General features: G+C 60.9%; 24 protein-coding genes. 13 read left to right on the forward strand and 11 right to left on the reverse strand.

The features are described from left to right. Positions 1-55: 55 nt before the first annotated feature. Both KGB20_RS16085 and KGB20_RS16090 read left to right on the forward strand, forming a co-directional pair. Positions 56-928, forward strand: coding sequence for an ATPase (locus KGB20_RS16085; RefSeq protein WP_154860454.1), 873 nt, complete (start codon positions 56-58; stop codon positions 926-928). A 249-nt stretch (positions 929-1,177) separates the two neighbouring features. Beyond that, on the forward strand, positions 1,178-2,026 hold the full coding sequence (locus tag KGB20_RS16090) for a cache domain-containing protein (RefSeq protein ID WP_154860453.1): 849 nt from the start codon (positions 1,178-1,180) through the stop codon (positions 2,024-2,026). A gap of 123 nt (positions 2,027-2,149) precedes the next feature. On the opposite strand, the gene KGB20_RS16095 is transcribed toward KGB20_RS16090, so the two are convergent. Next, positions 2,150-3,667, reverse strand: a complete 1,518-nt coding sequence (locus KGB20_RS16095) for an MDR family MFS transporter (protein WP_154860452.1) — start codon at positions 3,665-3,667, stop codon at positions 2,150-2,152. Between the two features lie 78 nt (positions 3,668-3,745). Next, complete coding sequence (pobA, locus tag KGB20_RS16100; protein WP_154860451.1) at positions 3,746-4,939, reverse strand: 4-hydroxybenzoate 3-monooxygenase; 1,194 nt, start codon at positions 4,937-4,939, stop codon at positions 3,746-3,748. 181 nt (positions 4,940-5,120) lie between these two features. Here pobA and KGB20_RS16105 point away from each other — a divergent pair, with 181 nt between their 5' ends. Next, the gene (locus KGB20_RS16105; protein WP_150813337.1) at positions 5,121-6,017 is read left to right on the forward strand and encodes a helix-turn-helix domain-containing protein; all 897 of its coding nucleotides are present in this window, start codon (positions 5,121-5,123) and stop codon (positions 6,015-6,017) included. Between the two features lie 9 nt (positions 6,018-6,026). Here the strand turns inward: KGB20_RS16105 and KGB20_RS16110 are convergent, their stop codons facing one another. Beyond that, positions 6,027-6,203, reverse strand: a complete 177-nt coding sequence (locus tag KGB20_RS16110) for a hypothetical protein (RefSeq protein WP_007978514.1) — start codon at positions 6,201-6,203, stop codon at positions 6,027-6,029. 140 nt (positions 6,204-6,343) lie between these two features. Next, the gene (locus tag KGB20_RS16115) at positions 6,344-7,249 is read right to left on the reverse strand and encodes a LysR family transcriptional regulator (protein ID WP_202982163.1); all 906 of its coding nucleotides are present in this window, start codon (positions 7,247-7,249) and stop codon (positions 6,344-6,346) included. A 223-nt stretch (positions 7,250-7,472) separates the two neighbouring features. Between KGB20_RS16115 and KGB20_RS16120 the strand changes: the two genes are divergently transcribed. Beyond that, positions 7,473-8,348, forward strand: a complete 876-nt coding sequence (locus KGB20_RS16120; protein WP_150813336.1) for an MBL fold metallo-hydrolase — start codon at positions 7,473-7,475, stop codon at positions 8,346-8,348. 220 nt (positions 8,349-8,568) lie between these two features. After that, positions 8,569-9,183 (forward strand): NAD(P)-dependent oxidoreductase, encoded by a 615-nt coding sequence (locus KGB20_RS16125; RefSeq protein ID WP_154860450.1) that lies wholly within the window; start codon positions 8,569-8,571, stop codon positions 9,181-9,183. A 141-nt stretch (positions 9,184-9,324) separates the two neighbouring features. Here KGB20_RS16125 and KGB20_RS16130 read toward each other — a convergent pair whose 3' ends face one another. Further along, positions 9,325-10,206 carry a LysR substrate-binding domain-containing protein gene (locus tag KGB20_RS16130; protein ID WP_154860449.1) on the reverse strand — a complete coding sequence of 294 codons (882 nt, stop codon included), beginning with the start codon at positions 10,204-10,206 and terminating at the stop codon, positions 9,325-9,327. A gap of 159 nt (positions 10,207-10,365) precedes the next feature. Between KGB20_RS16130 and KGB20_RS16135 the strand changes: the two genes are divergently transcribed. The 6 genes from KGB20_RS16135 to KGB20_RS16160 all read left to right on the forward strand — a co-directional run bounded on the left by KGB20_RS16135 (position 10,366) and on the right by KGB20_RS16160 (position 17,877). Then, complete coding sequence (locus tag KGB20_RS16135; protein ID WP_154860448.1) at positions 10,366-12,003, forward strand: 5-guanidino-2-oxopentanoate decarboxylase; 1,638 nt, start codon at positions 10,366-10,368, stop codon at positions 12,001-12,003. Next, positions 12,000-13,448 carry an aldehyde dehydrogenase family protein gene (locus tag KGB20_RS16140; RefSeq protein ID WP_154860447.1) on the forward strand — a complete coding sequence of 483 codons (1,449 nt, stop codon included), beginning with the start codon at positions 12,000-12,002 and terminating at the stop codon, positions 13,446-13,448. The genes KGB20_RS16135 and KGB20_RS16140 overlap by 4 nt, the downstream gene beginning before the upstream one ends. Positions 13,449-13,752: 304 nt before the next feature. Beyond that, on the forward strand, positions 13,753-14,856 hold the full coding sequence (locus KGB20_RS16145; RefSeq protein WP_057713476.1) for an extracellular solute-binding protein: 1,104 nt from the start codon (positions 13,753-13,755) through the stop codon (positions 14,854-14,856). Positions 14,857-15,049: 193 nt separating this feature from the next. After that, positions 15,050-15,958 carry an ABC transporter permease gene (locus tag KGB20_RS16150; RefSeq protein WP_057713477.1) on the forward strand — a complete coding sequence of 303 codons (909 nt, stop codon included), beginning with the start codon at positions 15,050-15,052 and terminating at the stop codon, positions 15,956-15,958. After that, positions 15,955-16,803, forward strand: a complete 849-nt coding sequence (locus KGB20_RS16155) for an ABC transporter permease (protein ID WP_007978496.1) — start codon at positions 15,955-15,957, stop codon at positions 16,801-16,803. Before KGB20_RS16150 ends, KGB20_RS16155 begins: the two co-directional genes overlap by 4 nt. Positions 16,804-16,821: 18 nt before the next feature. Beyond that, on the forward strand, positions 16,822-17,877 hold the full coding sequence (locus KGB20_RS16160; protein ID WP_057713479.1) for an ABC transporter ATP-binding protein: 1,056 nt from the start codon (positions 16,822-16,824) through the stop codon (positions 17,875-17,877). Between the two features lie 126 nt (positions 17,878-18,003). On the opposite strand, the gene KGB20_RS16165 is transcribed toward KGB20_RS16160, so the two are convergent. After that, positions 18,004-18,933: an AraC family transcriptional regulator gene (locus KGB20_RS16165; RefSeq protein ID WP_154860446.1), complete on the reverse strand. Its 930-nt coding sequence runs from the start codon at positions 18,931-18,933 to the stop codon at positions 18,004-18,006. 339 nt (positions 18,934-19,272) lie between these two features. On the opposite strand from KGB20_RS16165, the gene KGB20_RS16170 reads away from it, so the two are divergent. After that, entirely contained in the window at positions 19,273-19,626 is a 354-nt protein-coding gene (locus tag KGB20_RS16170) for a putative quinol monooxygenase (RefSeq protein ID WP_057713481.1), read from the forward strand. A gap of 41 nt (positions 19,627-19,667) precedes the next feature. Then, on the forward strand, positions 19,668-19,898 hold the full coding sequence (locus KGB20_RS16175; protein ID WP_150813329.1) for a hypothetical protein: 231 nt from the start codon (positions 19,668-19,670) through the stop codon (positions 19,896-19,898). On the opposite strand, the gene KGB20_RS16180 is transcribed toward KGB20_RS16175, so the two are convergent. From KGB20_RS16180 to KGB20_RS16200, 5 genes are all read right to left on the reverse strand, one after another. Then, on the reverse strand, positions 19,899-20,528 hold the full coding sequence (locus KGB20_RS16180; protein WP_056726095.1) for a flavin reductase family protein: 630 nt from the start codon (positions 20,526-20,528) through the stop codon (positions 19,899-19,901). It abuts the gene before it with no gap. Positions 20,529-20,796: 268 nt separating this feature from the next. Continuing rightward, positions 20,797-21,030, reverse strand: a complete 234-nt coding sequence (locus KGB20_RS16185) for a hypothetical protein (protein ID WP_154860445.1) — start codon at positions 21,028-21,030, stop codon at positions 20,797-20,799. Between the two features lie 443 nt (positions 21,031-21,473). Continuing rightward, positions 21,474-22,793: an MFS transporter gene (locus KGB20_RS16190; RefSeq protein WP_150813328.1), complete on the reverse strand. Its 1,320-nt coding sequence runs from the start codon at positions 22,791-22,793 to the stop codon at positions 21,474-21,476. A 314-nt stretch (positions 22,794-23,107) separates the two neighbouring features. Continuing rightward, positions 23,108-24,433 carry a sigma-54-dependent transcriptional regulator gene (locus KGB20_RS16195; RefSeq protein ID WP_008052500.1) on the reverse strand — a complete coding sequence of 442 codons (1,326 nt, stop codon included), beginning with the start codon at positions 24,431-24,433 and terminating at the stop codon, positions 23,108-23,110. Further along, complete coding sequence (locus KGB20_RS16200; RefSeq protein ID WP_154860444.1) at positions 24,427-26,193, reverse strand: ATP-binding protein; 1,767 nt, start codon at positions 26,191-26,193, stop codon at positions 24,427-24,429. Before KGB20_RS16200 ends, KGB20_RS16195 begins: the two co-directional genes overlap by 7 nt. Positions 26,194-26,384: the final 191 nt, after the last annotated feature.

Genomic DNA, 26,384 nt, shown 5'->3' on the forward strand with positions numbered 1-26,384 from the left:
TGGGGTTTATACTGCGCGGCATAAAGCCATTATGTGATTCACTAAGGTTGATTCAATGTCCATGCGAAACGATGCCAACGACGACTTCGATGATGTACCGAGCCTGCGTGCAGACGTTCTCGATGACGACTTTGCGCCCACCGCCCGCACGGTCGTGCATTCGCGCACGACGCCGGTGGTGAAGGTCAAGGCGGCGAGTACCGGTGCCTTGTGGGCGTTGGTCGGGGCGTTGTTCTTTGCGTTCGCGGGCCTGGCTTGGTGGAGCTTTCAGCAGATCTCCCTGATGGAACAGCAACTGGTGGCGACCCAGGAAAGCTTCGCGCGAATCAGTGAGGAAGCGGCAGGGCGCCTGCAGGATATTTCCGGAAAGGTTGTTGCCAGCCAGACCAGTGTCAACACCGACAGCGAGGCCTTGAAGCTGCAAATCCGCCAGCTGGAAAGCAAGCTCCAGGACCAGAACGCCCAGCAGCAAGGTGTTGCCGGCCAGGCCTCGGACCTGGACAAGCGACTGGCACAAATGACCGCGCAAACCACCGAACTGGATAAGCGCCTGGCGCAATTGAATGCCCAGAACACCGAACATCAGACGGCCAATACGCAGTTGCAGGCCCAGGTCAAAGCCTTGAGTGCTGAATTGGCCACCCTGAAAAGTGCCCCGTCGGACGCTGAAAAACTCGATGCACAACTGAAGAGCCTGGGCGCCGATATCACCGCGCTGAAGAAACAAGGCAACCCAAGCGCTGCTATCGAGCGTCTCGAGCAAGACATGATCGTGCTCAAGAGCGAGCAGGACAACCGTCCAGCGGTCACGCCGGGCTCGACCAATACCGCCGAGTTCGATGCGTTCCGCAGCCAGGTCACCCGCAACATCAATACCCTTCAGGCGCAGATCCAGAACCTTCAGCAGCAACTGCGCGCCCGGCAGTAATCCGAACACTTGTGGCGAGGGGGCTTGTTGTGGCGAGGGGGCTTGCCCCCGTTGGGTGGCGAAGCCGCCCCAAATCCATTCGCCGCGGTTCACCAGATCAACCGCGGTGCCTGATTTACGACTGCTACGCAGCCGAACGGGGGTAAGACCCCTCGCCACAAAAGCCTATGACCCTGTTCTGGCGAATATTCGTACATATCCCATTGCCGTCTACGCTCTTGAAACACCATCAGGAACGAGGAATGCGCAATGGGGTTTCTGCATAGGTTCGCCTTGCTGTGCGGCATGTTTTTGTTGTGCCTGGGCCAGGCGCAAGCCGCCGGGACGGAAAAGGACGACAGCAAGGCGGCCATTGCCCTGCTGGAAAAAGCCCTGGCCTACTACCACCAGAATGGCGACAAGGCGCTGGCGGCGTTCAGTCGACAGGGTGAATTTGTCGACAAGGACCGTTATGTCTTTGTGCTCGACACCAAGGGCGTGATGCTCGCCAGTGGCGGGCCGTCGTCGGCGCTGATTGGCCGGGACGTGTCGCAAGTGCTTGGACCGGATCTGCAGAAAGCTTTCAAGGACGCCCTGAAGGTGCCGGAGGGCAATGGCATTCAGCAGGCGGAATATCGCTGGCAGAACTGGAATGACGGCAAGGTCGAGCGCAAGCATGTCTACTACCAGCGCGTTGGACAGCGGATTCTGGCGGTCGGTTATTACCTGCCACGGGCCTCCGCCGAACAGGCCATGGCCTTGCTGAACAAAGCGGCAACCGATCTGGCCAAGGACGAAAAGGGCACCCTGACGGCGATCAATTCCCTCAAGGGCGGCTACCTGCAGGATGATCTGTATGTGTTTGTCGTCGACCTGGATACCCAGCGTTACGTGGCCCACGGCACCAACCTGCGGCTGATCAATACCGACTTCAGCAAGATCGTGGACCCGGAAGGCAAACCGGTGGGCGAGCCGATTCTGGCGTTGATGGCCCAGCAGGATTACGGCGAATACGAATACCGCTGGAAAAACCCGGTGACGGGCAAGGTCGAGAACAAGCATGCCTACCTGAAGAAGGTCGGGCATTTTTTGGTGGCGGTCGGGTATTACAGCCCTTGAATCGTAGTGGCTGTTAGACCGCCTTCGCGAGCAAGCCCGCTCCCACAGTTGACCGCGTGCTCATGAAGAACTCGGTCAACTGTGGGAGCGGGCTTGCTCGCGAATACAGGCGACCCGGTCTATCTATCGAACCTTGTCCTCGCGCCCGCGCAACAACATGTTCGGCATGGCAATCGCCGCCGCCAGCCCAAGCAATGAAACGGCCGCGCTGACCGTCAGCAAATGCCGGAATGTCAGTGACAATTCGGCGCGCAGGGTGTTCTGCGCGTCACCCGGCGCGGCATTCAAACCATCCAGCAATACATTCCCCGAGCTGCCTTCGGCAATCAGAGACGAACCGGCCAGGTGCGCGAAACTCGAATCCTGCAACAACGCCAACAGCAGCGCCGACATCAACGCCACACCCACGGCACCACCCAGCGAACGGAACAGGTTGGTGGTGCTGGTGGCTACACCGATGTCCTGCTGGTCCACCGAGTTCTGCGTGCCGACCAATGACGTCGGGAACTGCATGCCCGAGGATATCCCGCAGAGCAGCATGAATAGACTGCTCACGACGAACGCCTGCGGCGGGCTGAACGCCATGCCGATAATCGAGACAGGCATCAGCGCCGCACCGGTAAGGATCATCGGTTTGTAGCGCCCGGTGACCGAGGTGCGGCGGCCTGCGAAATACGCGCCAATCGGCAAACCCATGGCCAGTGGCAGCAGGTGCAGGGCGGCGCTGTCGGCACCGGCGCCGGTGACGCTCTGAAAGCGCAGCGGCATCAACACAATCAGCGAGATGGCTTGGAAACTGGTGAAGAAAATCGTGCACCAGCACAGGATCGCATTGCGGTTGGCGAACAGATGCATGGGCAACAACGGTTCTCGCGCCCGTCGCTCGTGGACGACGAACAGCCCCAGCACCAGCACCGCACAAGCGAGCAGCGCCAGCACCTCGGCACTGCGCCACGAATGGCCCTGGCCGACCTGGGTGATGCCCAGCAACAATGCTGTCAGCCCGATGATCATCAGCACGGTGCCCAGGTAGTCGATGATCGGTTTGCGTTGCGGAATCGGCAGGCCCACCAGCGTGTGATAGGCGACCAGCCAGGCGCCCAGGCCCAGTGGCAGGTTGATCAGGAACACCCAGCGCCAAGACAGGTATTCGGTCATGTAACCGCCGAGTACCGGGCCGGCCACGCTGGCCACGGCATACATGCTGCTGAAATAGCCCTGATACCGGCCGCGCTCCCGTGGCGGCACGATGTCACCGATGATCGCCTGGCTCACCGAAATCATCCCGCCGGCCCCGATGCCCTGGAAGATTCGCGCCAGTACCAGTTGTTCCATGCTCTGTGCCATGCCGCAGAACAGCGACGCCAGGGTGAACAGGCCCATGCCGAACAGCATCAGCTTGCGCCGCCCGTACAAGTCGCCCAGTTTGCCGTAGATCGGCACCGCCACGGTCATGGCCACCATGTAGCCGGAAATCACCCAGGCCAGCAGGCTGACGTCCTTGAATTGCGCAGAAATGGCCGGCATCGAAACGGCGACGATGGTCTGGTCCAACGCACCGAGAAAGATCGCCAGCATCAGGGCGATCAGCACGCTGCGAATGGCCGGTTTGGGCGTTTCAGGCTGGTGGAGATTGGTCACGGGAAAACCTGCGGGCAGTGATTGACCCGCAAGAGGCAAGGCGAGCGGGGATGCTCGCCAGTGTAAGTCGATAGGAAGCTATTCGATAGCCTCATAAGGAAGCCCGACGTAGTTTTCTGCAATGGTTTTGCGACCCGCCTGCGAATCGACAAAATAGTCCAGTTCCGACTCGGCAATGCGCTGGCTAAAGGCATCGTGATCATCAAAGCGGTGCAGCATCGAGGTCATCCACCAGGAAAAACGCTCGGCTTTCCATACCCGGCGCAGGCAGATTTCCGAGTATTTCTCCAGCAGATCAAGGCGATCGTCGCGGTAAACCTTGACCAGGATGTTGAACAGCGTGCTGACGTCACTGGCCGCCAGGTTCAGGCCCTTGGCCCCGGTGGGCGGGACAATGTGCGCGGCATCACCGACGAGGAACATCCGCCCGTACTGCATGGGTTCGACGACGAAGCTGCGCAGCGGCGCGATGCTTTTCTCGATGGACGGGCCGGTCACCAGTTTTTGCGCAAGATCGACCGGCAGGCGGTTTTTGAGCTCGTCCCAGAAGCGTTGATCGGACCAATCCTCGACATTTTCCTCTGCGGGCACTTGCAGGTAATAACGGGTGCGCGTCGGCGAGCGCATGCTGCACAAGGCGAAACCGCGCTCATGGCGGGCGTAGACCAGTTCTTCATGGACCGGCGGCGTGTCGGCCAGGATCCCGAGCCAGCCGAAGGGATAGTTCCGTTCGAAGACTTTCAGGCTGTCGGCGGGAATCGATTGTCGCGCCACACCGTGGAAGCCGTCGCAACCGGCGATGTAGTCGCAATCGAGTCGATACGGCTCGCCGTCCTTCTCAAAAGTGACAAACGCTTCATCGGTTTTCATGCCGTGGGGAACGACGTTGCTGGCCTGGTAAATCGTCTGCGCGCCCACCTCCCGACGAGCGGCCATCAGGTCACGGGTGACCTCGGTCTGGCCGTAGATCATCACCGTCTTGCCGCCGGTCAACGCTTGCAGATCGATGTGCACCCGACGCCCGTCGAGGGCCAGTTCGAAGCCACCATGGACCAGTCCCTCGGCGTCCATGCGCTGACTCACGCCGGCCTGACGCAACAGCTCTACCATGCCTTGTTCAAGCACGCCGGCGCGGATTCGACCGAGTACATAATCGGGGGTTTGACGTTCGAGAACGATGTTGTCGATGCCGGCGTTGTGCAGCAATTGGCCGAGCAGCAAGCCTGAGGGGCCAGCACCGATAATGGCAACTTGGGTTTTCAGTGTTTTCATTGTTCTTATGACTCGCAAGCTCCACACGACCTGGGCCGGTGAATGATTTTTATGGATCGAGTGCTTGCATTTTTCCCTTGCGAGTCTGTCAATTGAAGGTGAAAACTGAGCCGATAGCTGTACATTCTGCCAATCGGTGCGATTATCGCCCGAGATCAACCCTGAGGCCTGGATTGAAGTGATGAACAAGCCTGACCTGCCTTCGATTCCGGTGTTCAAGCTCTACGGTGAAAGCCTGGATTGGCCGACCCCGGACTTGCTGCACTGTGAAACCATTTCCAAACGCAGTCGCGAACATCATTGGGAAATCAAACCTCACCGCCACGCTGACTTGTGCCAGTTGCTCTTCGTATTCAAAGGTCAGGCCGAGCTTGAAATCGAAGGCAAGCGAACGCAACTGGTGGAGCCGGCAATCCAGATCCTGCCACCGCTGTCGGTGCACGGCTTTCGTTTTTCCGAGGACGTGGAAGGGTTTGTCGTAACCCTGGCCGCGCCGCTGATCGCCCACCTGCAGATGCAGTTGGGGCAATCGGTCAATGCCCTGGCCCAGTCCGAAAGCTACCCGGCAGGCAAGGACGCCGAGTACCTCAACAGCCTGTTCAGCGCCTTGCAGAACGAATACACCAGCCATCAACCGGCGCGGGAAATGCTCATGCATTCGCTGGTCAGCGTGATTGTGGTGTGGATCAGCCGCCAGGTGATCCAGCGTCGCACCGCCATGGCGCGACCGCAGCGGGCCCGGGAATATCTCAACGGCTTTATTCAACTGGTGGAAGAGACGTATCGCCAGCACGTCAAGGTCGAGGATCTGGCACACCGGCTGGGAATTTCCGTGTCCCACCTCAACGGCACCTGCCGTGAGCTGGCGGGGCAACCGGCGTTGCAGATCGTGCACGAACGGCAATTGCTGGAGGCCAAGCGTTTGCTGACCTACACCAGCATGACCATTTATGAAATGTCCGACGTGTTGGGTTTTTCCGATCCGACCAACTTCACGCGCCTGTTCCGGCGTCGTGTGGGGATTTCGCCCAAAGCGTTTCGCGACCGCTTGAAGGCCGATCAGGACAACGAAGCCTGACCCCCTTCGTTACCGGAGGGCGTTGAGGGTGGCGTTGTGGGGGATGCAGCGCTCGAAGTTGCAGCTCGCGGCTTCACGGGGCAGGTTGCGCAGTTGCTCGACGCGCCAGGCCGCAGCGCCATAAAGCCCGAGCGTGACCGCACAGGTGATGAAAATCGCGAGGTATCTTCTTGTTCTGATGTTCATGGCGTTGACCTCTGAACGAATACCTTTCGGTATTACTTTGAGCATAGGTCAGCGCCGGTGAGTTACCAGCAATAACGCGGTATTCAGAACACTGATCACCCCTGTGGGAGCGAGCTTGCTCGCTCCCACAGGGCTTCCATTTACAACCCGATATCCCATTCCGGTTCTTGCGGAAACCTCACCACCAGAAAATCCAGCAAGCTGCGCAACGCCGCCGGCATGTGCTTGCGCGAGGCATACACCGCATACACGTTCATTTGCCGGGGTTCGGCCGTCGGCAGCAGGCGAATCAACTCGCCGCTGTGGATGTGCACGCCGGCCTGGTAGGTGGGCAGCATCGCCACCCCGGCGTCGGCTATCGTTGCGCGCAGCAGTGTGCTGGCCTCGTTGGCGCTGATGTTGCCTTGCACCGGTACTGAAACCTGCTCGCCGTCCTGTTCGAAATGCCACAGGCTTTTGCCGAAGTAGGAGTGGGTCAGGCAATTGTGCAGGCTCAAGTCCTCGACCCGTTGCGGCGCCGGGTGCTCGCGCAAGTAAGCGGGGGACGCGCAGATCACCGAGCGGCAAACCGTCAGGCGGCGGGCGATCAGGTTCGGGTCCAGGTCGTTGCTGGTACGGATCGCCAGGTCGATGCGCTCATCCACCAGGTTCACGGTGCGGTCGAGCATCTGCATGTCGATGCTGACGCCGGGGTAGCGTCGGACATAGGCGGCCATGGCGTCGGCCAATTGCGCCTGGCCGAAGGAGGTGCTTACGCTGATTCGCAGCAGGCCGCGAGGTGCGTCATCCGGTTCGCTGACGGCAGCTTGCATGTCGGTGGATAAATCGAGCATCTGCCGACAGCGGGGCAGGATCTCGGTGCCGGCGGCGGTGAGGCTCAACTTGCGTGTGGTGCGATGCATCAGGCGCGCGCCGACCCAGTCTTCCAGTTCCGCCAGATACCGCGACACCACCGGCCGTGACAACTCCAGATGATCGGCGGCGGCCGACTGGCTGCCGAGGTCGACCACCGTGACGAACACACGCATTGCTTGAAGACGATCCATGATTTGCCCGCTTTCAGAAACAAACTATGTTCAAGCATCGCATTTTTTGTACCGAGTCAGGCAACTAAGCTCTGTTCCTCTGTGTAGGAGCGAGCTTGCTCGCGATGGTCGTTAACGATAACGCGGGATACCGGTTATACGCGGCGCCTTCAAGTCCATCGCGAGCAGGCTCGCTCCTACAAAAGGCATCGCCAAACATGGCATCGGGATCACGGAGCAACAGATGATCGGTTTCACCTCACTTAAGCGAGTCTTGCTGGCCACCACCTTCGGTTTTGCCGCCCACGCCAGCGCCTCGACCCTGACGCTGGATGTCTACAACCCCGGCGAAAAAGCCATCTTCCCGGTGACCTCGGTGCTGGTCAGTGGCGAGAAAGAAGCGATCCTGGTGGATGCGCAATTCGGCAAATCCCAGGCCGAACAGGTAGTGGAAAAAATCCGCGCCAGCGGCAAGCAGTTGACCACCATCTACATCAGCCACGGTGACCCGGACTACTACTTCGGCCTCGATACCCTGACGGCCGCATTCCCCAAGGCCAAGGTCCTCGCCTCGCAGCCGACCGTCGACCACATCAAGCACACCGTCGACGGCAAACTGGCATTCTGGGGCCCGAAAATGGGGGCCGACGTGCCTGTAAAAACCATCGTGCCGGACGTGCTCAAGGGTGACAGCCTGATCCTCGAAGGGCAGAAGTTGCAGGTGGTGGGTCTTGAGGGCCCGCAGCCGGATCGCAGCTTTGTGTGGATTCCATCGATCAAGGCCGTGGTTGGTGGTGTCGTGGTGGCGCAAAACATCCACGTCTGGATGGCTGACACGCAAACTCCGCAGTCCCATGCCGATTGGCTGACTACGCTGCATGCCATTGAAACCCTGAAACCGCAGACCGTGGTGCCGGGTCATTACCTTGGCGAGAGCGATCGTTCACTGACGGCCGTGCAGTTCACCGCCGCCTACATCAAGGCCTTCGACGAAGAAACCGCCAAGGCCAGGGATGCTGCCGCGCTGATCGCCGCGATGAAAAAACGCTTCCCGACCCTGGGCGATGAAAGCTCCCTGGAGCTGAGTGCCAAGGTCGCCAAGGGCGAGATGAAGTGGTAACCGGAAGTACATGAAGCTGAAGCAAGTTTTGAGATGAAATTGATTACCTGTGGCGAGGGGGGCTTGCCCCCGTTGGAGTGCGAAGCGCTCCCCTGCAATCCAACAGTCACACCCTAAGTACAGGTTTACGACTGCTACGCAGCCGAACGGGGGCAAGCCCCCTCGACACAAAGGTCAGCGCAATTTGATACCGATACTTTCAAGCCAACTGGAGAACGTCATGAGCAAAATCGCAATCATCGGTGCCACCGGTCGTGCCGGTAGCCAACTGCTGGAAGAGGCCCTGCGGCGCGGTCACAGCGTTACCGCCATTGCCCGCGACACATCGAAAATAGACGCGCGTGAAGGTGTGGTCAGCAAGGCCGTCGATGCCCTTGATGCCCCTGCGTTGCAAGCTGCAATTGCGGGCCATGACGTAGTCATCAGCGCCGCACATTTCGCGACCCTGCCTGCCAGCGCAGTCGTTGGCCCGGTGAAAAAAGCCGGGGTTAAACGTTTGCTGGTAGTGGGCGGGGCGGGTTCGCTGCTATTGCCCGATGGCGTTCGAGTGATCGATAGCGAAGGTTTCCCTGAGGCTTACAAGGCAGAGGCCAGCGCCGGTGCCGAATTCCTCGCAAACCTGCGTGAAGAGCGGGATCTGGACTGGACCTTCCTGTCGCCATCGGCCGAATTTGTCGAGGGCGAGCGCACCGGGAAATTCCGCATCGGCCAGGATGATTTGCTGGTGAGCAGCGAAGGGCGCAGCTGGATCACGTTCGCCGATTATGCGATCGCGATGCTCGATGAAGTGGAAGCCCCGAAGCATTCGCGGCAGCGGTTTACCGTCGGTTATTGAGTTCACTGATCTCCTGTAGGAGCGAGCTCGCTCGCGATGATCGCCAACGATAACGCTGGGGGACCTGATACCCCGCGGCGTTCTCAGGTTCATCGCGAGCAAGCTCGCTCCCACAGGGTGGTGCACCAGGATTTTGCGGTTTTACCGCGATTGCGCCTGCTCCACCAACCACCCCATCAATTCACGCAACTTCGGCGAAGGCCCGGGCTTTTCCGGGAACACCAGGTAATACGCCAGTCCCGTTGTCACTTTCAAATCGAATGGCATGACCAGCCGCCCGGCGTTCAGGTCATCGCCGATCAGCGACCAGTCGCCAATGGCCACCCCCGTTCCCTGGGACGCCATCGACATCGCCAGGTCCAGTGTTTCGAAGTGCTGGCCCTTGCCGACATTGGTCAAATGCACATCCGCGGCTTTCAACCAGGCTTTCCAGTCCCGTTCGTCGCGGGTCGGGTGCAGCAACAGGTGTTGTTGCAGATCGGCCGGAGTCTGCAGGGGCATGGGGCCTTCGAGCATTGGTCTGGAACACACCGGCGTGAGTTGTTCGTCGAAGAGTTTTTGCGACATCAATGAATCATCCGGCGGTGCGCCGTACATCACCGCCGCATCGAATTGCTCGCGATGAAAATCCACCCCGTGCTTGACCGTGGTGGTCAGTTCCACCGGCACGTCCGGGCGTTCCTTTTGCCATTGCAGCAGACGCGGCAGCAACCAGCGCATGACGCAGGTCGGTGCCTTGAGTTGCAGGGTTTCACGCTTCTCGCCGATCTGTTCAACGGCCTCGTCGATCAGGCCGAAAATCTGCTGGACCCGTGGCAGCCATTCCCGACCCTCGGCTGTCAGGTCCAGGCCTCGGGCCAGGCGGATGAACAGTTCATAACCCAGATGATCTTCCAGCCCGGCGATCTGCCGACTCACCGCGCCCTGGGTGATGTGCAGCTGTTCGGCGGCCCGGGTGAAATTGCAGCACTGCGCGGTAATCAGAAAAGTGTGCAGCGCCGGCAGGGGAGGCAGTCGTTTCATTGGGATCCAAGGTATGACGTGAGGACATGGCTAGTATGACTTTTTATCCATTGTTGCGGCTACCTGTCGCCCGTTCCAATGAGGCCATTCCCGGGCCTGCGAATCCATCATAAACACAGCGCACGCCCGGCGTCTCAAACGAACAAAAAGGGCAAAGACATGGCGACGTGCGGCGAAGTATTGGTCAAGTTACTCGAAAACTACGGGGTCGAGCAGGTGTTCGGCATTCCGGGGGTGCACACCGTGGAGCTGTATCGCGGGCTGGCCCGTTCGAGCATCAACCACGTCACGCCGCGCCATGAACAGGGCGCCGGCTTCATGGCCGACGGCTACGCCCGTACCAGCGGCAAACCGGGTGTGTGCTTCATCATCACCGGCCCTGGCATGACCAACATCACCACCGCCATGGGCCAGGCCTACGCCGATTCGATCCCGATGCTGGTGATCTCCAGCGTGCAATCGCGCAGCCAGTTGGGCGGTGGTCGCGGCAAGCTGCACGAACTGCCGAACCAGGGCGCACTGTGTGCCGGCGTCGCGGCGTTCTCCCACACCCTGATGTCGGCGTCGGAATTGCCGGGTGTGCTGGCTCGCGCCTTTGCACTGTTCCAGGCTGGCCGTCCGCGTCCGGTGCACATCGAAATTCCGCTGGATGTTCTGGTTGAAGAAGCCGACGACTTGCTCGCCAGTCTGCCGGTCAATATCGACCGCGCCGGTGCTTCGCCGAGCGCCGTGTCGCGCATGGCCGAACTGCTGGCCGGCGCCAAGCGTCCGCTGATTCTCGCCGGTGGCGGTGCCATCGACGCGGCCATCGAACTGACTGAGCTGGCTGAGCTGCTGGACGCGCCGGTCGCCCTCACCATCAATGCCAAGGGCATGCTCGCCTCCGGCCATCCGCTGCTGATCGGCTCGACCCAGAGCCTGGTCGCCACCCGAGCGCTGGTCGCCGAGGCTGACGTGGTACTAGCCATCGGCACTGAACTGGCCGAGACCGACTACGACGTGACCTTCGCCGGTGGCTTCGAAATTCCTGGCAAGTTGCTGCGCGTCGATATCGACCCGGACCAGACCGTGCGCAACTACCCGCCGCACGTGGCGCTGGTGGCCGACTCGCGCAACGCCGCCCAGGCGTTGCTCAGTGCCCTGTCGCACAAATCCCTGGCCGAGCGTCGCAACGATTGGGGACAAGTACGTGCCGCCCGTCTGCGTGAAGACCTGGCCGCAACCTGGGACGCACCGACCCTGGCCCAGACCCGCTTCCTCGAAACCGTGCTGCAGGAACTGCCGGACGCGGTGTTCGTCGGCGATTCGACCCAGCCGGTGTACACCGGCAACCTGACGTTCAACCCGGAGCGTCCGCGTCGCTGGTTCAACTCGTCCACCGGTTACGGCACCCTCGGCTATGCCTTGCCGGCGGCGATTGGCGCCTGGCTGGGTGGCCGCATCGAAGGTGGCGCGCGTCCTCCGGTGGTGTGCCTGATCGGCGACGGTGGCCTGCAGTTCACCTTGCCGGAACTGGCCAGTGCCGTTGAAGCGCGCACCCCGGTGATCGTGCTGCTGTGGAATAACCAGGGCTACGAAGAGATCAAGAAATACATGGTCAACCGCGCCATCGAGCCGGTGGGCGTGGACATCTACACCCCGGACTTCATCGGTGTGGCCAAGGCATTGGGTTGCGCCGCCGAAGCGGTCAGCAGTGTCGAGCAATTGCGCGGCGCATTGCGGGTGGCTACCGATCGCCAGGGCCCGACCCTGATTGAAATCGACCAGACCCAGTGGATGCAGGCGGTGTCGAAATGAGCTTCCCGACGACTCTGGATGGCCTGTACATCAACGGTCAATGGTCGGCCGGCAACGAACACCTGCGGGTGATCAACCCGGCGACCGAAGCCCTGTTGACCACCGTCAATGGCGGCGACGAACGCGCGGTTGATCAAGCCGTGAACGCAGCGACCCAGGCGTTCGCCGACTGGTCGAAAACCACGGGCGCCGAACGCGGTGCGATCCTGCGCAAAATCGCCACGGGCGTGCAGGCCAACCGTGAAAAACTGATGCACTTGCAGTCGAGCAACAACGGCAAACCGCAGTTCGAAGCCGCGATCGACGTCGATGACGTGATCGCCACGTTCGAGTATTACGCCGGTCTGGCCGAAGGCCTGGATGCCAAACAAGACAGCGCGGTAGAGCTGCCGACCGACGACTTCAGCGCTCGCCTGCGCCGCGAGCCGTGCGGTGTGGTCGGCCTGATCGTGCCGTGGAATTTTCCGATGGTCACCACCGCATGGAAACTCGCCCCAGCCCTGGCCGCCGGTTGCTGTGTGGTGCTCAAGCCTTCGGAAGTGACGCCGCTGCCGGAACTGGAACTGGCCGCGATCATCGCTCATGCCGGTGTGCCGGCGGGTGTCTTTAACCTTGTGTGCGGCACCGGCCTGGCCGTTGGCGCTCCGCTGTCGGCAGACCCGCGCATCGCCAAGGTGTCGTTCACCGGCAGCAATGCCGTTGGCGTGCAGGTCATGCAACGGGCGGCGGAAACCGTCAAAGGCGTGAGCCTGGAGCTGGGCGGCAAATCTTCGCTGTTGGTGCTGGCCGATGCCGATCTCGAACTGGCGGTGGAAGTGGCCTGTGGCGGTGGTTTCTTCAACGCCGGGCAGATGTGCTCTGCCACCAGCCGCGTGCTGGTCGCCGATGAACTGGCCGATGAATTCCTGAGCCGAGTGAAGGCCCGTGCCGAAGCCATTCGCGTGGCCGACCCGTTCGACCCGAACGTGGAAATGGGCGCGCTGGTCAATCAGGCGCAATACCAGCGCGTGCTCGGTCACATCGATCGCGGTTTGAGTGCCGGTGCCAAGCTGGTTTGCGGTGGCAATCGCCCGGCCGACCTGCCGCGCGGATATTTTTTGCAGCCGACGGTGTTCACCGAAGTGCCCCTCGACAGTGCGTTGTGGAATGAAGAGATTTTCGGCCCGGTGATCTGCGTGCGCCGTTTCGCCTCCGAGGCCGAAGCGATTGCCCTGGCCAACGACAGTCAGTTTGGCCTGGTCGCCAGTGTGGTCACGCGCAATGCCGAGACCGCCGACCGCGTCGCCAACGCTTTGCAGGCGGGGCTTGTGTGGATCAACGCGCCGCAGGTGATCTTCCCGCAGACCGCCTGGGGCGGCTACAAGCAGAGCAGCATCGGCCGCGAATTGGGGCCATGGGGCTTGCAGGCTTTCCAGGAAATCAAACACGTGATCCGGGCCGTCTGACGCCTGGCACTGTGTAGGAGCGAGCTTGCTCGCGATGGACGCATGGACGACACGGGCTGTCTGATGCCCCGCATTATCGTTGACGTCCATCGCGAGCAAGCTCGCTCCCACAAGGAAAAGGAGGCATGCGCTGGCGTCATGGCTTCAATGAGTTTTTATCGATAGTCAGGTGTTTTACACGACCTCAGGATGAACTCGCTGGCTCAGCCAAGCCCCCGAAAATACGAGGGCTAACGCTGGTCCGGTCGCGCGGATGCAACAGTTTCGACCTGCCTTATACCTACAAAAACAAAGGGAGTCCGTAATGGGCGAGCATGATCTGAACAGACGTCAATTCATCAAGACCGTGGGCGTAGCCTCGGTTGCAGCGGCAGCCATGAGCATGCCGTTCATCAAGGCCAATGCCAGCGACACACGCTTTGCCGGCAAGACCCTTCGTCTGCTGACCTGGTCCGATGACACCGGCCTGGCCGCACTGCGTAACATCGCCGCGACGTTCGAAGACAAGTACGGCTGCAAGGTCATCGCTGACCGCACCGGCAGTACCTCGGAAATGGTCGCCAAGCTCAAGGCCGGCGGTGATCGTCCGCAATACGACATCATCACCCTGGCAGGCGTCGGCGCCGAAGGTCTGGCCGCCGCCAACCTGCTGGAAAAACCCGACCTCAACCGCATTCCCAACCTCGTCGATGTACCGGAGAAATACCGCACCGGCGCCAATGGCCACGGTATCGGTTACCTGCTGTGGTGCAACAGCCTGGTCTACAGCACCCGCACCCAGAAAGAAGCCCCGACCAGCTACGCCTCCCTGTGGGATGCCGACGCGGCGCCGAACATCTTCCTGCCGCCGCCGAACTGGACCGAGGCCATGGACCTGATCATCATCGCCGCCAAACTGGCCGGTGGTGACGAACACAACATCGAGCCTGGCTTCAAGAAGCTCGCCGAGCTGAAGGATCGTGTGGTGACCCTGGGTGAAAACCCGAACCAGATCGCCGAACTGTTCCGCACCGGTTCCCTGGACATGGGCGGCCTGTACGCGCCAGCCTTCTTCCCGAAACAGATCCGCGATCCGAACTACGGCCTGGGCGCCACATTCGGCATGAAGGAAGGTTTCTACACCGACCTGATGCTGTCGGTGATGCCGAAGAACCGTCCGGGCGATACCGACATGGCCTACGCCTTCATCAACCACTCTCTGGACCCGCTGGTGCAGGGCAAGATGGCTGAAGACATCTACAACGGCCCGGTCAACGCCAAGGCGATCATTTCCGCCGAAGCACGCAAGAGCCCGTACATCCTCACGCCGGAGCAGATTGCCGAGAAGGCGATCATGCACGACAACGCCTTCCTGGCCAGCGTGCATGACCAATGGATTCGTCGTTACACGGAAATCTTTTCTTCCTGATCGAGTGACGTACACAAGACCTTGAAGCACCACAAATCAAATGTGGGAGCGGGCTTGCTCGCGAATGCGTCGGCACATCCAACATCAATGTGACTGATACACCGCTTTCGCGAGCAAGCCCGCTCCCACAGGGTTCACGGTGGTATCGAGGCTTGTGTTTGTCAGCTGCTGTCCATTGACGAGACCCTTTGCTATGGAACACCAACCTCTGACTCATCCGCTGAGTGCCGCCCCCGTGCGCGCCGCTCGGGGTGTTTCGCCGACCGCGCGCGCTTGGCTTTTCCTCACGCCGTCGATGCTGTTTCTCGGCGTTTTGATTGCCGCGAGCCTGCTGGTACTGCGCATGAGCGTGGGCACCAAAGGCGCGGAATGGTCCGGGTTCAGCCTGGCCAGTTACGCCCAGTTGCTGGAACCCTATTACCTCAAGTCGCTGATGCTGACCCTGCGCCTGGCGCTGATCAGCGCGGTGATCGCAGTGATTCTGGCGATCCCGGTGGCCTACACCATGTCGCGCCTGACCTCGCCGTTCGTGCGACGGATCTTCCTGGCGGCGGTGTTGCTGCCATTGCTGGTCAACCTGCTGCTGCAAAGCTACGGCTGGCTGGTGATCCTCGGCCCTGGCGGCATGCTCAACCAGGCACTGATGGGCCTGGGCCTGATCAAGCGCCCGATCATGCTGTTGTACAACCAGAACGGCGTGTTGATGGGCTTGGTGCAAACCGCCTTCCCGCTGGCCGTGTTGCCGATTGCCAGCGCCATGCGCGGTGTCGCCCGCAGCTACGAAGAAGCTGCCGCCACCCTGGGCGCCAGTCGCTTCCAGGTGTTCCGCCAGGTGGTATTGCCGATGAGTCTGCCGGGGATCATTACCGGTGCGACCCTGGTGTTCGCCTACAACGCCAGCAGTTTCGTGGTGCCCTTGCTGCTCGGAGGTCGGCGCGTGCCGATGCTGGCGGTGATGGTGCATGACCAGATCGCCCCGCTGATGAACTGGCCCGCCGCATCCGCTGCCGGCGTGGTGCTGATCGTCACCACCCTCGCGATCATGACCTTGTCCGAATACATCACTGGCCGTCGTCGGCGCATGCTGGAGGCTTCCCAATGAGCACCCTGACCAAAAAGCGTTATGGGCTGTTGCCCGGCGAGACCGGCAAGTTTGCCGGCATCCTTTCCGGCTTCATCCTGCTGCTGGCGGTACTGCCGATCCTGACCATGATCGTCATGTCGTTCAGCGGCGCGTCGAACCTCGACTTCCCGCCGAGCAGCTACAGCCTGCAATGGTACAAGGCCGCCTGGCACACCTTCGTGTCGCCGGATGCCAGTGACGTCCTGAGCCTCGGCCAGGCCATGAGCACCAGCCTGCTGGTGTCGTGCCTGACCATGATTTTCGCCACGATCATCGCGGTGCCGGCGGCCTACGCGCTGACCCGTTGCGAGTTCCGCGGCAAGGCCGTGGCGCTGCAGCTGATGTCGTTGCCGCTGGTGTTTCCGATGGTGGTGTTGGGCCTGGCGTTGCTGCTGGTGTTCGACAGCCTGCCGTTCCACATGACCACCTCGCGCCTGGTGATTGCCCACGTGATCCTCGCGTTGCCATTCGTGGTGAAGAACTGCACGGCGGCGATGCTCTCCATCGGCAGCGAAGTCGAAGAGGCCGCGCAAATGCTCGGTGCTTCACCGCTGCGGGCGATTGTCGATGTGGTGGTGCCGTTGATGAAGTCGGGGATCCTGGCGGGCATGCTGCTGGCGTTCATCGTCTCGTTCAACGAATTCACCGTGACCTATTTCCTCTACACCATCGACGTCATGACCGTGCCGATCTGGATGTACAGCCGCACCGTGTCTTCGCTCGACCCAACCGTATTTTCGTTTGCCGTGCTGATCGTGCTGATCGACTTCGTCCTCATCTGGGCGCTGGAGAAGCTGGTTGGTGAAGGTGGCGTTTCGTTCTGATTTCTTGAGGTGATTCTTATGTCTGGTCTGATTCTGGAAAACGTCGAGAAACATTACGGCTCGGCCTGCGCGGTAAAGGATGTAAACCTGCATTTGCCCGAGGGCAAACTGGTGTGTTTCCTCGGTCCTTCGGGCTGTGGCAAAACCACCTTGCTGCGCATGATTGCCGGGCTGGAAACCCTGAGCGGTGGCGAGATTCGCCTGGACGGTGAGGACATCGGCCACACCCCGGCGCATCTGCGTAATTTCGGCATGGTGTTCCAGTCGCTGGCGCTGTTCCCGCACATGACGGTGGGGGAGAACATCGCCTATCCGCTGAAACTGCGTGGCGTCAGCAAGGCTGACCAGCAGGCGCGGGTGGTGGAATTGCTGGAACTGATCCAGCTGCAAGCGATGATCAATCGTCCGGTGGCCAAGCTGTCCGGCGGCCAACGCCAGCGCGTGGCGATTGCCCGGGCGATTGCCAATCACCCGAAAATCCTCCTGCTCGACGAACCTCTGTCAGCGCTGGATGCCAAGCTGCGCGAGTCGATGCAGGTGGAAATCCGCCAACTGCAACAACGCCTGAACATCACCACCATCATGGTGACCCACGACCAGCGCGAGGCCATGACCATGGCCGATATCGTGGTCGTATTGGGTGAGCACAAGGTGCAGCAGGTGGGCACGCCGATCGAGATCTATCGTCACCCGGCCAACGAGTTCGTCGCGGACTTCATCGGCTCGGGCAACATCTTCCCGGCCACGGTGCTGGGTAACGGCAAGGTCAGTTTGCCGGGCGGCGATGCGCTGCAAGTACCGATCTGCAGCAGCATCGTGGTCGGTGAAAAGGTGAAGATGCTGATTCGCCCGGAAGACCTGCAACTGTCCGCACCCCAGGCGACCGCGGGCAACCGCTTGCTGGGCAAGGTGACGTTCGTGCGCGATATCGGCGCGACCATCGAGACCACGGTGGAGTGTTCCGGGGTGTCGTTTACCGCGCTGAGCACGCCATGTCAGGGCTTTGGCCTGAGCGTTGGTCATCCGGTGTCGGTGACCTTGCCGGTGGAGGCATGCCGGGTACTGGGCGCCTGATCCAGGATTTGTATTGCCTGAGCTGGACTCTTCGCGAGCAAGCCCGCTCCCACATTTGGAATGCATTCCACCTGTGGGAGCGGGCTTGCTCGCGAAGGGGTCAGCAGCCACACCAAAAACTCCGGATCAAACCGTCAACCGCAACCGCGCCAGATCCCGCAACGGCGGCGCACCGAACAACCGGCTGTACTCCCGGCTGAACTGCGACGGACTTTCATACCCGACCCGATACCCCGCCGCCGAAGCCTCCAGCCCTTCGGCGAGCATCAGCCGCCGTGCTTCCTGCAGGCGCAGCTGCTTCTGATACTGCAACGGACTCATCGCCGTCATCGCCTTGAAGCGGTGATGCAGCGTCGACACGCTCAGGTTCACTTCCTTGGCCAATTCATCAATGCGCAACGGCTGTTCGAAATTGCCGTTGAGCCATTTGATCGCCTGGCTGATGCGATGGCTCTGACTGTTGGCGATGGCGATTTCGTACAGCCGATGCCCCTGTTTACTGCGCAACAGGCGATAGAGGATCTCCCGGCGAATCAGCGGCGCGAGCATGGCGATGTCTTTTGGCGTGTCCAGTAATCGTGCCAGGCGCAGCACGGCGTCGAGCATCGCGGTGTCGAGTTTTTCGACATACAGCCCGCGCCCGGTCGGCCGGGTGGGCACGCCGAGGGGGCCGGCGTCAGCGATCAGTGCGGTGATTTCCGTCGGGTCGATGTCCAGGCGCAAGGCCAGGATCGGTTCCTCAGGCGAGACATCCACCACTCGTCCACTGAGCGGCATCGAGACCGAGACCACCAGGTAGTTCAGCGGGTCGTAGTTGAAGTATTCGTTGGCCAGCTGAACTTCCTTGCGCCCCTGGGCCATGATGCACAGCGCCGGTTGCGCGAGCACCGGGGCGAACTCGTGGGACTGGCTGTGGCGGGACATGAACAGCGAGCCGATGGCCGTGGCATAACTGCCATCTTCGGCGGTGTTGCGGCGGATGATGGCCGCCAGTTCCGCGCGCTGCTTTTCCATGTCGGTGTCCAGCGGGGCTTGAAAGTGATCGAGCGACGACATGCGAGGCATCCTCGGCAAGGCATGAAGGGAGTGGTGCAGAGCATAAGTTTGTGCAAGCGACAGCGGTAGACACATCCTGCCGGATGCTTGCCTGATTCTGCCAGGGGTCGACCGGCGGTGTAGCCAATAGAGCCTTGTGCCGCAAGAACTTGCTTGAAACTCGTATGGCAGAACCGTGACAGGGTTTTACAGCTTGTTACAGGCTGGCGATGAAGTTTCGCAGGATTGTGCAACGCGCCGGCAGGAATCGACTAACGAGACAGGCGTCGCGGCCCTTAACCTTTGATCCTGTCGCAGCCCGTCCCCCGGCTGCCACGCGACTCCCCGGGAGGGTTGAACATGTCCACGCAGATCCCCGTCAGTCATATGGCCTTCGTTCGAGCGCGCGCCGGGCGCTCGGAGGAACTCGGTGTGCGCCTCAGCGCCCTGATCGAACCATCCCGCGCAGCGCCAGGCTGCCTGAGCTTTGCCTTGCAGCATTCGCAATGCGATCCGGAGCTGTGGCTGGTGTCCGGTTTCTGGAGCAATCAACAGGCCATGACCGCGTACTTCAGCACGCCGGCGATGGAGATTTTTGCCGAGCTGGTGCAGGAGCTGGTGGTCAACAGTCTGGATTTCCACACCTTCAAGGATGTCTCGGCGGCGCAGGCCCTGGGGCAGTCCGCAGTGGCGGTACACAAACTGGCCGGTTGAGGGTTTAATGACGGCATTCTCAACCAGCCAGGATTCGCGACATGGCACGTAAAGCCTTTGAACACTTCGAAGCTGTTTCCGCTGTAGTACCGGGCGAGGGTGGTTACCACGCCGCTATCGCCGTCAAAGCGCTGGGTGGTTCCGGCGCCCCGCGTTTTCACAAGGTGCTGGAAGGGCAGATCTTCAAGACCGCCCATGACGCCGACCTGGCAGCGGCCAAAGAACTGACCCACCTCAAGGACGTCAAAGAAGACGCCGACCTGCTCTGGTGATCACTTCACCGCCCCCGGGCGGTACATCTTGAACAACGCCTCAGGCCCCAGCTGGAAGTAATCCGCCGGCCCGCCGCCGCGCAGAATCGGTTCTGCCGCGGCGGTGTCGTATACCCCGTCCTTCAACAGCCATTTGGCGATATGCACGGCGACCACTTCGCCGAGGATCAGCCAGCTCGGCACCACGTTGCCGTCCGCTCGTTGCAACTGAATGATCTGCGTGACCTTGCACTCGAAGGACACCGGGCTCTCTGCCACCCGTGGCACCTGAATGACCTTCGAGGCAGCGGTCGTCAGCCCGGCCAGTTCGAATTCGTTGACCTCAGGCCCGACCATGGCGCAGCTCTGGTTCATCTGCTCGGCCAGCGGCCGCGTGGCCAGGTTCCAGGCGAACTCGCCGGTCTGTTCGATGTTGTTCAGGCTGTCTTTGCGCCCGACGCTGGAAAACCCAATGATCGGCGGAATGTAGTTGAAGGCGTTGAAGAAACTGTAGGGCGCCAGGTTTAAGCGGCCCTCGGCATCCTGTGAAGAGATCCAGCCAATGGGGCGCGGGCCGACGATAGCGTTGAACGGATCGTGGGGCAGGCCGTGGCCGTTGGCGGGTTCGTAGAAGTGGATGTCGTCAGGCATTGGAGATAATTTCCGGAGCGGGCTGGAGGCGCTCATGGTGCAAGCACGCGCCACGGATTTCCAGTCGGATTCGGTACTTGAGTTGATGAGATCCAATGTGGGAGCGGGCTTGCTCGCGAAAGCGGTGTGCCAGTCACATTGATATTGGATGTGCCGCCGTCTTCGCGAGCAAGCCCGCTCCCACAGGATTTGTGGTCTGCCGGAAGAATTGTATTACCCCAAAAACGACCAAGCCCGGCCGAAGCCGGGCCGTGAGTTCCCTCCACGATCAGCCGATAGCTTCAGCGCTACCGGTTTTGTCGAAACCGTCGGCAGCGACAGCGTCCGCGGTGCCGGTTTTATCGAAACCATCAGAAGCATAGGTGCCCGAGTGGCTGCGTTCGATGGCGGCGCTGGCGCCGGAGCCGTAAGAGGCCGAGCCGGTTTTGTCGTAGCCATCGGCGGCGAACGTGTTGGCGGCCAGTACGGAAAGGGCCAGGGCAAGGATCAGTTTGGTCTTCATGGTGGTGACTCCCGTCTCGTTGGCGTTTAGTGGAAAAAAGCCAAGACGCCAGATATATCGATTAAATTTCGCAATTAAATCCTGCTACTTATCGATTAATTGGATGTTAAGGCCGTCAGGCTTTTTCGCTTTCAAGGACTGAGTGAGCGCATCGCAATGAATCGATCAGGCCGTTAAAGGTTGGGCGGCGAGCATTAACGCGTGATTAATCGGCTCTTTTACCTGGGTGACGGATTTTTCATGAAGCCCTTGTCCACTTTTCAGTGTGGCATCGCCGAGCCTGGGTTTGGCTGTCATGACGATGCTGACTTGATACCGAGTCGGCTCCATTCGCGAGCAAGCCCGCTCCCACATTTAACCGGGTTGTTCCAGAAGGAACGCGGTCGAATGTGGGAGCGGGCTTGCTCGCGAAGAGGCCGGTACAGCCAGCTTCGATCTATCTGTCAGTCAGTGACGATCCGCGAATGCTTGCGGGTGTCTTTCATGGTGATGTACACCAGCAACGACACGGCAATACACGCGGTGACGTACCAGTAGTAACCAGTCTCCATACCGATGCTCTTGAACCACAGCGCGATGTATTCAGCGGTGCCGCCGAAGATCGAGACGGTCAGTGCGTACGGCAGGCCCACGCCCAGGGCGCGGATCTCGGTCGGGAACAGTTCGGCTTTCACCACGGCGTTGATCGAGGTGTAGCCGCTGACGATGATCAGCGCCGCCATGATCAGGAAGAACGCGCCCCACCAGGTCGTAATGGTGTGCAGGGTGGTCAGGATCGGTACGGTGAACAGCGTGCCCAGGATACCGAAGGCAATCAGGATCGGCCGACGACCGATTTTATCCGACAGCCCGCCGATGATCGGTTGCAGGCACATGAACAGGAACAACGTGGCAGCGGAAATGGTGGTGGAGTCGGAAATGCTCATGCCGACGGTATTCACCAGGTATTTCTGCATGTAGGTGGTGTAGGTGTAGAACGCCAGCGTACCGCCCATGGTCAGGCCGACCACGGTCATCAGTTCCTTGGGGTGGCGCATCAAGGTGCGCATCGCGCTTTCCTTGGCTTTTTCTTTCTTGGTGAAGGACTCGGTTTCTTCCATGCCACGACGCAGGTACAGCGCAACCACGGCACACAGCGCGCCGATGGCGAACGGGATGCGCCAGCCCCAGGCGTAGAGCTCCTCGGTGGTCAGGAAGTTCTGCAGGACAATCAGCACCGCCAAAGCGATGAGCTGGCCGGAGATCAGGGTCACGTACTGGAAGCTGGAGTAGAAGCCGCGACGCTCCTTGGTCGCCATCTCGCTGAGGTAAGTGGCGGAGGTGCCGTATTCGCCACCCACCGACAGGCCTTGCAGCAAGCGCGCGAACACCAGCAGGATCGGCGCGCCGATGCCGATGACTTCATAACCCGGGCTCAGGGCAATCAGCAGCGAGCCAAAGCACATCAGGTACACCGAGGCCATCAGGGCCTTTTTGCGCCCGACCTTGTCGGCATACAGACCCATCAGCCAGCCACCGATCGGACGCATCAGGAAGCCCACGGCGAAGATCGCGGCGGTGTTGAGCAGTTGGGCGGTGGTGTCGCCTTTGGGGAAGAAGGTTTTGGCGAAGTACAGGGAGAAGGCGGCGTAGACGTACCAGTCGTACCACTCGACCATGTTGCCAACGGAGCCGCTGAAGATCGACTTGATGCGGCTGGAAGTGGTTCTTTCTTTGGCCGGCGTGGCAGCCGACCCAAGCGGCAGGGAGTTGGAGTTATCCATTGAAGGATCCTTCATTTAATTGTTTTTGTGGAGCGCGATGAAACGCAGCCTGCCAGGGCTATAGCAGGAGGTGTGCCAACGGGGAGAGGGCCGGTTTAGAGGGGGTAGAGTGTTTTGGTGAGCGGGAATCCGCTTATCTTTGGCTGGTGGTGAGCGGAAAGTTGCTTATTTTGGCTCCTGGGTTTGTGTCGCCTGTACCGGCCTCTTCGCGAGCAAGCCCGCTCCCACAATTGATCTGAGACGTACACAAATCTTGTGTTCACTGGAGATCCACTGTGGGAGCGGGCTTGCTCGCGAAGAGGCCAGTTCAGGCGCTACAAAAACATCTCCCGGCTCAACCCATGCCGCTGCATCTTTTCATTGAAGGTCCGGCGTGGCAGTTGCAGTTCTTCGAGCACCGCTTTCACATCGCCCTTGTGCCGGGTCAATGCCGCACGCAGGCATTGCGCTTCGAACGCTTCCTGCTGAGCCGCCAGTGACTGGCCGGGCTCGATGCCCAAGGGTTCCGGTTCACCGAGCCCCAATACCTGACGCTCGGCGACATTCGCCAATTCGCGCACGTTGCCTGGCCAGTCGTGGCTCAGCAGGTGACTCAACTGGGCGCCGCTCAACGGCGGAAATTTACGTCCCAGGCGTTCGGCGGCGTTTTGGGCAAATGATTCGAACAACAGGGGTATGTCTTCACGGCGTTCGCGCAAGGGCGGCAGGCGTAGCTCAGCGACGTTCAAGCGATAGGCCAGGTCTTCGCGAAAACGTCCGGCCCGCGCTTCGTCGAGCAGGTCCGGCTTGGTCGCGGCAATGATGCGCAAATCCACGCGGATGCTCTGGTTCGAGCCCAGCCGTTCAAGCTTTTGCTCCTGCAACACCCGTAGCAGTTTCACTTGCTGGGCCAACGGCATACTTTCGATTTCATCGAGAAACAGTGTGCCGCCGTCGGCGTACTCGAGCTTGCCGATGCGCTTGCCGGACGCTCCGGTGAACGCACCGCTCTCGTGACCGAACAGCTCGGCTTCGAACAATTGCTCGGGGATGGCCGCGCAGTTGAGTGCGACAAAGGGCTTGTCGGCCCGCGGCCCGAAGTCGTGCAGGCAACGCGCGACCAGTTCCTTGCCGCTACCGGTTTCGCCGCGAATCAGCACGTTGACCGGCAGTGCTGCCAGGTCCAAAACTTGCCGACGCAGGGTCTGTAGACCCCGAGACACGCCGAGCAGCGTGGCATCCAGTTTGGCGCGGTTGTCCGCCTGCTCGTGCAGCGCGCGGTTTTCCAGCACCAGCCGGCGTTTGTCGAGGGCGCGGCGCAGGCTGCCGAGCAGGGTTTCCGGGCTGAAGGGTTTTTCGAGGAAATCGTAGGCACCGTCGCGCATGGCTTCGACGGCCATCGGTACATCGCCGTGACCGGTCAGCAGGATCACCGGCAAATCGGCATCCCGGCGTTGCACCTCGGCCAGCAGTTCGAGGCCGGTCATGCCGGGCATGCGCACATCGCTGAGAATCACCCCGGCAAAATGCCTGGGCAATTGCGCCAGGCATTCATCGGCGCGACTGAACAACTGCACCTCGAAACCCGACAGGCTCAACCATTGCTCGACGGCACTGCGGATGCTGCTTTCGTCGTCGACCACGATCACTGAGTTCAGCATGGTTTATGCACCTCCAGGTCGATGGGCAAGGTCACGGTGAACACGGCACCTTTGTCATGATTGTCGGCACTCAAGCGCCCGCCGGATTCGTGAACGATGGCAAACGATACGGCCAAACCGATCCCCAGGCCATCGCCCACCGGTTTGGTGGTGAAGAACGGATCGAAGACCTTGGACAGGTTCTCTTCGGCGATACCGCCGCCGTTGTCGATCACACTCAGGCGCCATAGTTGTTCGTCGGCTTCGAGGCGGATTTCCAGGCGTTTGCAGGGTTTATCCTGCATCGCATCGAGGGCATTGCGCAGCAGATTGATCAGCACCTGTTCCAGGCGAATCGCATCGCCACGCACCCAGGCCGGGCGGGTCAGATGCAGCACGGTGCTGACCTGTTCGTCGCGCAGCCGAGTGTCGAGCAGTTGCAGCGACTGATCCACCACCGCCGCCAGGTCCAGGCGTTCGCGCAAACCGCTGGGGCTCTTGCGGGCGAAGGTTTTCAGGTGGCCGGTGAGGGCCGCCATGCGGGTGAGCATTTCATCCACCGGCTTGAGCGCCTTGTAGGCGTCGTCGACGCGGCCGTTGTCGAGCAGCAGGCGCAAGGTCGCCAGCTGCATGCGCTGGGCGGTGAGCGGCTGGTTGATCTCATGGGCCAGGGCGGCGGACATCTGCCCCAGCGCCGCGAGTTTGGCCGACTGCACCAGACCTTCCTGGGCGGTGCGCAGGTCGCGGGTACGCTCTTCTACAAGCTGTTCGAGTTCTTCGCGACTGCGCTGACGCAGTTTGGCCAGGCGCCAGCGCTGGTTGAGAAACAGCAGCAGGAACACCAGGGTCAGCCATAGCCCGGCCGCGGCGAGGGCAGCATTGCGGCTGTCTTCGAAGGCGACTCGTGGGCGCCGCAGCAGGTGCAGGGTCCAGCCCTCGGTATTCAGCGGCAGGGATTCCCACAGGTAATCCGCCTTGCCGTCGGGGCCGTCGACCCGAGCCAGGTCGCTGTTATCGTCGAAGCGCCGCAACGATTGAAACTCAAGCGGCGTCAGCGGCTGCTTGTCGTACTGGCGGGTGGTCTTGAGTTCGGCATGATCGCTGTCGCTCAGCGGCTTGAGCAAGCGATAGCGCCAGCCCGGCTGGTTGGCGATGAAGATTATTCCACGTGCGTCGCTGACCAGCAGTGTGTCGCTGCCCTGGCGCCACTCGCGTTCCAGTTCGGGGAATTCCAGTTTCACCACCATGGCGCCGAGGAACCGGCCATCGTCATCGCTGACCGCGCTGGAGAGGAAGTAGCCGGGAATTCCGCTGGTCACCCCCACGGCGTAAAAGCGCCCGGTGCCCTGGGTGCGGGTCTGGTTGAAATAGGGACGGAAACCGTAGTTGTGGCCGACATAACTGCTGGGCAAACGCCAGTTGCTCGCCGCCACGGCGAGGCCGGTGTGATCGAGCAGTTCCAGGGTCGATGATTGGGCGGCGCCGTTGATTTTTTCCAGTTTGCGGTTCAATGCGTCCTGCTGTTCGGAACTGACCTTGCCCTTGAGCGCCGAGCGCAGCTCCGGGTCCAGCGCCAGCACCGCGGGCAGGGCGCGGTAACGTTCGATCAGGGTATGCAGGGACGTGGCATACAGTGCCAGTTGCTGATTGGCGCGAGCCGCGTCTTCGACCATTGACTGGCGCACGGTGTGGCGCATGGCCAGAGTGGCCGCGATGGCAGCACCGGCAATGATCAATACGGTATAGAGCGCCAGGCGCAGGGATCGAGATAACTCAAACATGCAGGGCTTACACAAGGAATACGGAGGGGGCGCACGATAACATGAGCGACTTGGCCCTTGTAGGAGCGAGCCTGCTCGCGATGGAAGTCAACGATAACGCGGGGCACCAGACAGCCCGTGTCGTCCATGCGTCCTTCGCGAGCGGGCTCGCTTCTGCAGGGGGATGGCCTGGCAATAAAAAAGGCGACAGG

The sequence above is a fragment of the Pseudomonas sp. BF-R-30 genome, assembly GCF_019956175.1.
GTDB classification, from domain to species: domain Bacteria; phylum Pseudomonadota; class Gammaproteobacteria; order Pseudomonadales; family Pseudomonadaceae; genus Aquipseudomonas; species Aquipseudomonas jessenii.

What these genes read in the sequence shown, in the direction of transcription:
- KGB20_RS16085 (WP_154860454.1), top strand. Translation starts at nt 56, where the DNA reads ATGTCCATGCGAAACGATGCCAACGACGACTTCGATGATGTACCGAGC.
- KGB20_RS16090 (WP_154860453.1), top strand. Translation starts at nt 1,178, where the DNA reads ATGGGGTTTCTGCATAGGTTCGCCTTGCTGTGCGGCATGTTTTTGTTG.
- pobA (WP_154860451.1), bottom strand. Translation starts at nt 4,939, where the DNA reads ATGAAAACACTGAAAACCCAAGTTGCCATTATCGGTGCTGGCCCCTCA.
- KGB20_RS16105 (WP_150813337.1), top strand. Translation starts at nt 5,121, where the DNA reads ATGAACAAGCCTGACCTGCCTTCGATTCCGGTGTTCAAGCTCTACGGT.
- KGB20_RS16110 (WP_007978514.1), bottom strand. Translation starts at nt 6,203, where the DNA reads ATGAACATCAGAACAAGAAGATACCTCGCGATTTTCATCACCTGTGCG.
- KGB20_RS16115 (WP_202982163.1), bottom strand. Translation starts at nt 7,249, where the DNA reads ATGGATCGTCTTCAAGCAATGCGTGTGTTCGTCACGGTGGTCGACCTC.
- KGB20_RS16120 (WP_150813336.1), top strand. Translation starts at nt 7,473, where the DNA reads ATGATCGGTTTCACCTCACTTAAGCGAGTCTTGCTGGCCACCACCTTC.
- KGB20_RS16125 (WP_154860450.1), top strand. Translation starts at nt 8,569, where the DNA reads ATGAGCAAAATCGCAATCATCGGTGCCACCGGTCGTGCCGGTAGCCAA.
- KGB20_RS16130 (WP_154860449.1), bottom strand. Translation starts at nt 10,206, where the DNA reads ATGAAACGACTGCCTCCCCTGCCGGCGCTGCACACTTTTCTGATTACC.
- KGB20_RS16135 (WP_154860448.1), top strand. Translation starts at nt 10,366, where the DNA reads ATGGCGACGTGCGGCGAAGTATTGGTCAAGTTACTCGAAAACTACGGG.
- KGB20_RS16140 (WP_154860447.1), top strand. Translation starts at nt 12,000, where the DNA reads ATGAGCTTCCCGACGACTCTGGATGGCCTGTACATCAACGGTCAATGG.
- KGB20_RS16145 (WP_057713476.1), top strand. Translation starts at nt 13,753, where the DNA reads ATGGGCGAGCATGATCTGAACAGACGTCAATTCATCAAGACCGTGGGC.
- KGB20_RS16150 (WP_057713477.1), top strand. Translation starts at nt 15,050, where the DNA reads ATGGAACACCAACCTCTGACTCATCCGCTGAGTGCCGCCCCCGTGCGC.
- KGB20_RS16155 (WP_007978496.1), top strand. Translation starts at nt 15,955, where the DNA reads ATGAGCACCCTGACCAAAAAGCGTTATGGGCTGTTGCCCGGCGAGACC.
- KGB20_RS16160 (WP_057713479.1), top strand. Translation starts at nt 16,822, where the DNA reads ATGTCTGGTCTGATTCTGGAAAACGTCGAGAAACATTACGGCTCGGCC.
- KGB20_RS16165 (WP_154860446.1), bottom strand. Translation starts at nt 18,933, where the DNA reads ATGTCGTCGCTCGATCACTTTCAAGCCCCGCTGGACACCGACATGGAA.
- KGB20_RS16170 (WP_057713481.1), top strand. Translation starts at nt 19,273, where the DNA reads ATGTCCACGCAGATCCCCGTCAGTCATATGGCCTTCGTTCGAGCGCGC.
- KGB20_RS16175 (WP_150813329.1), top strand. Translation starts at nt 19,668, where the DNA reads ATGGCACGTAAAGCCTTTGAACACTTCGAAGCTGTTTCCGCTGTAGTA.
- KGB20_RS16180 (WP_056726095.1), bottom strand. Translation starts at nt 20,528, where the DNA reads ATGCCTGACGACATCCACTTCTACGAACCCGCCAACGGCCACGGCCTG.
- KGB20_RS16185 (WP_154860445.1), bottom strand. Translation starts at nt 21,030, where the DNA reads ATGAAGACCAAACTGATCCTTGCCCTGGCCCTTTCCGTACTGGCCGCC.
- KGB20_RS16190 (WP_150813328.1), bottom strand. Translation starts at nt 22,793, where the DNA reads ATGGATAACTCCAACTCCCTGCCGCTTGGGTCGGCTGCCACGCCGGCC.
- KGB20_RS16195 (WP_008052500.1), bottom strand. Translation starts at nt 24,433, where the DNA reads ATGCTGAACTCAGTGATCGTGGTCGACGACGAAAGCAGCATCCGCAGT.
- KGB20_RS16200 (WP_154860444.1), bottom strand. Translation starts at nt 26,193, where the DNA reads ATGTTTGAGTTATCTCGATCCCTGCGCCTGGCGCTCTATACCGTATTG.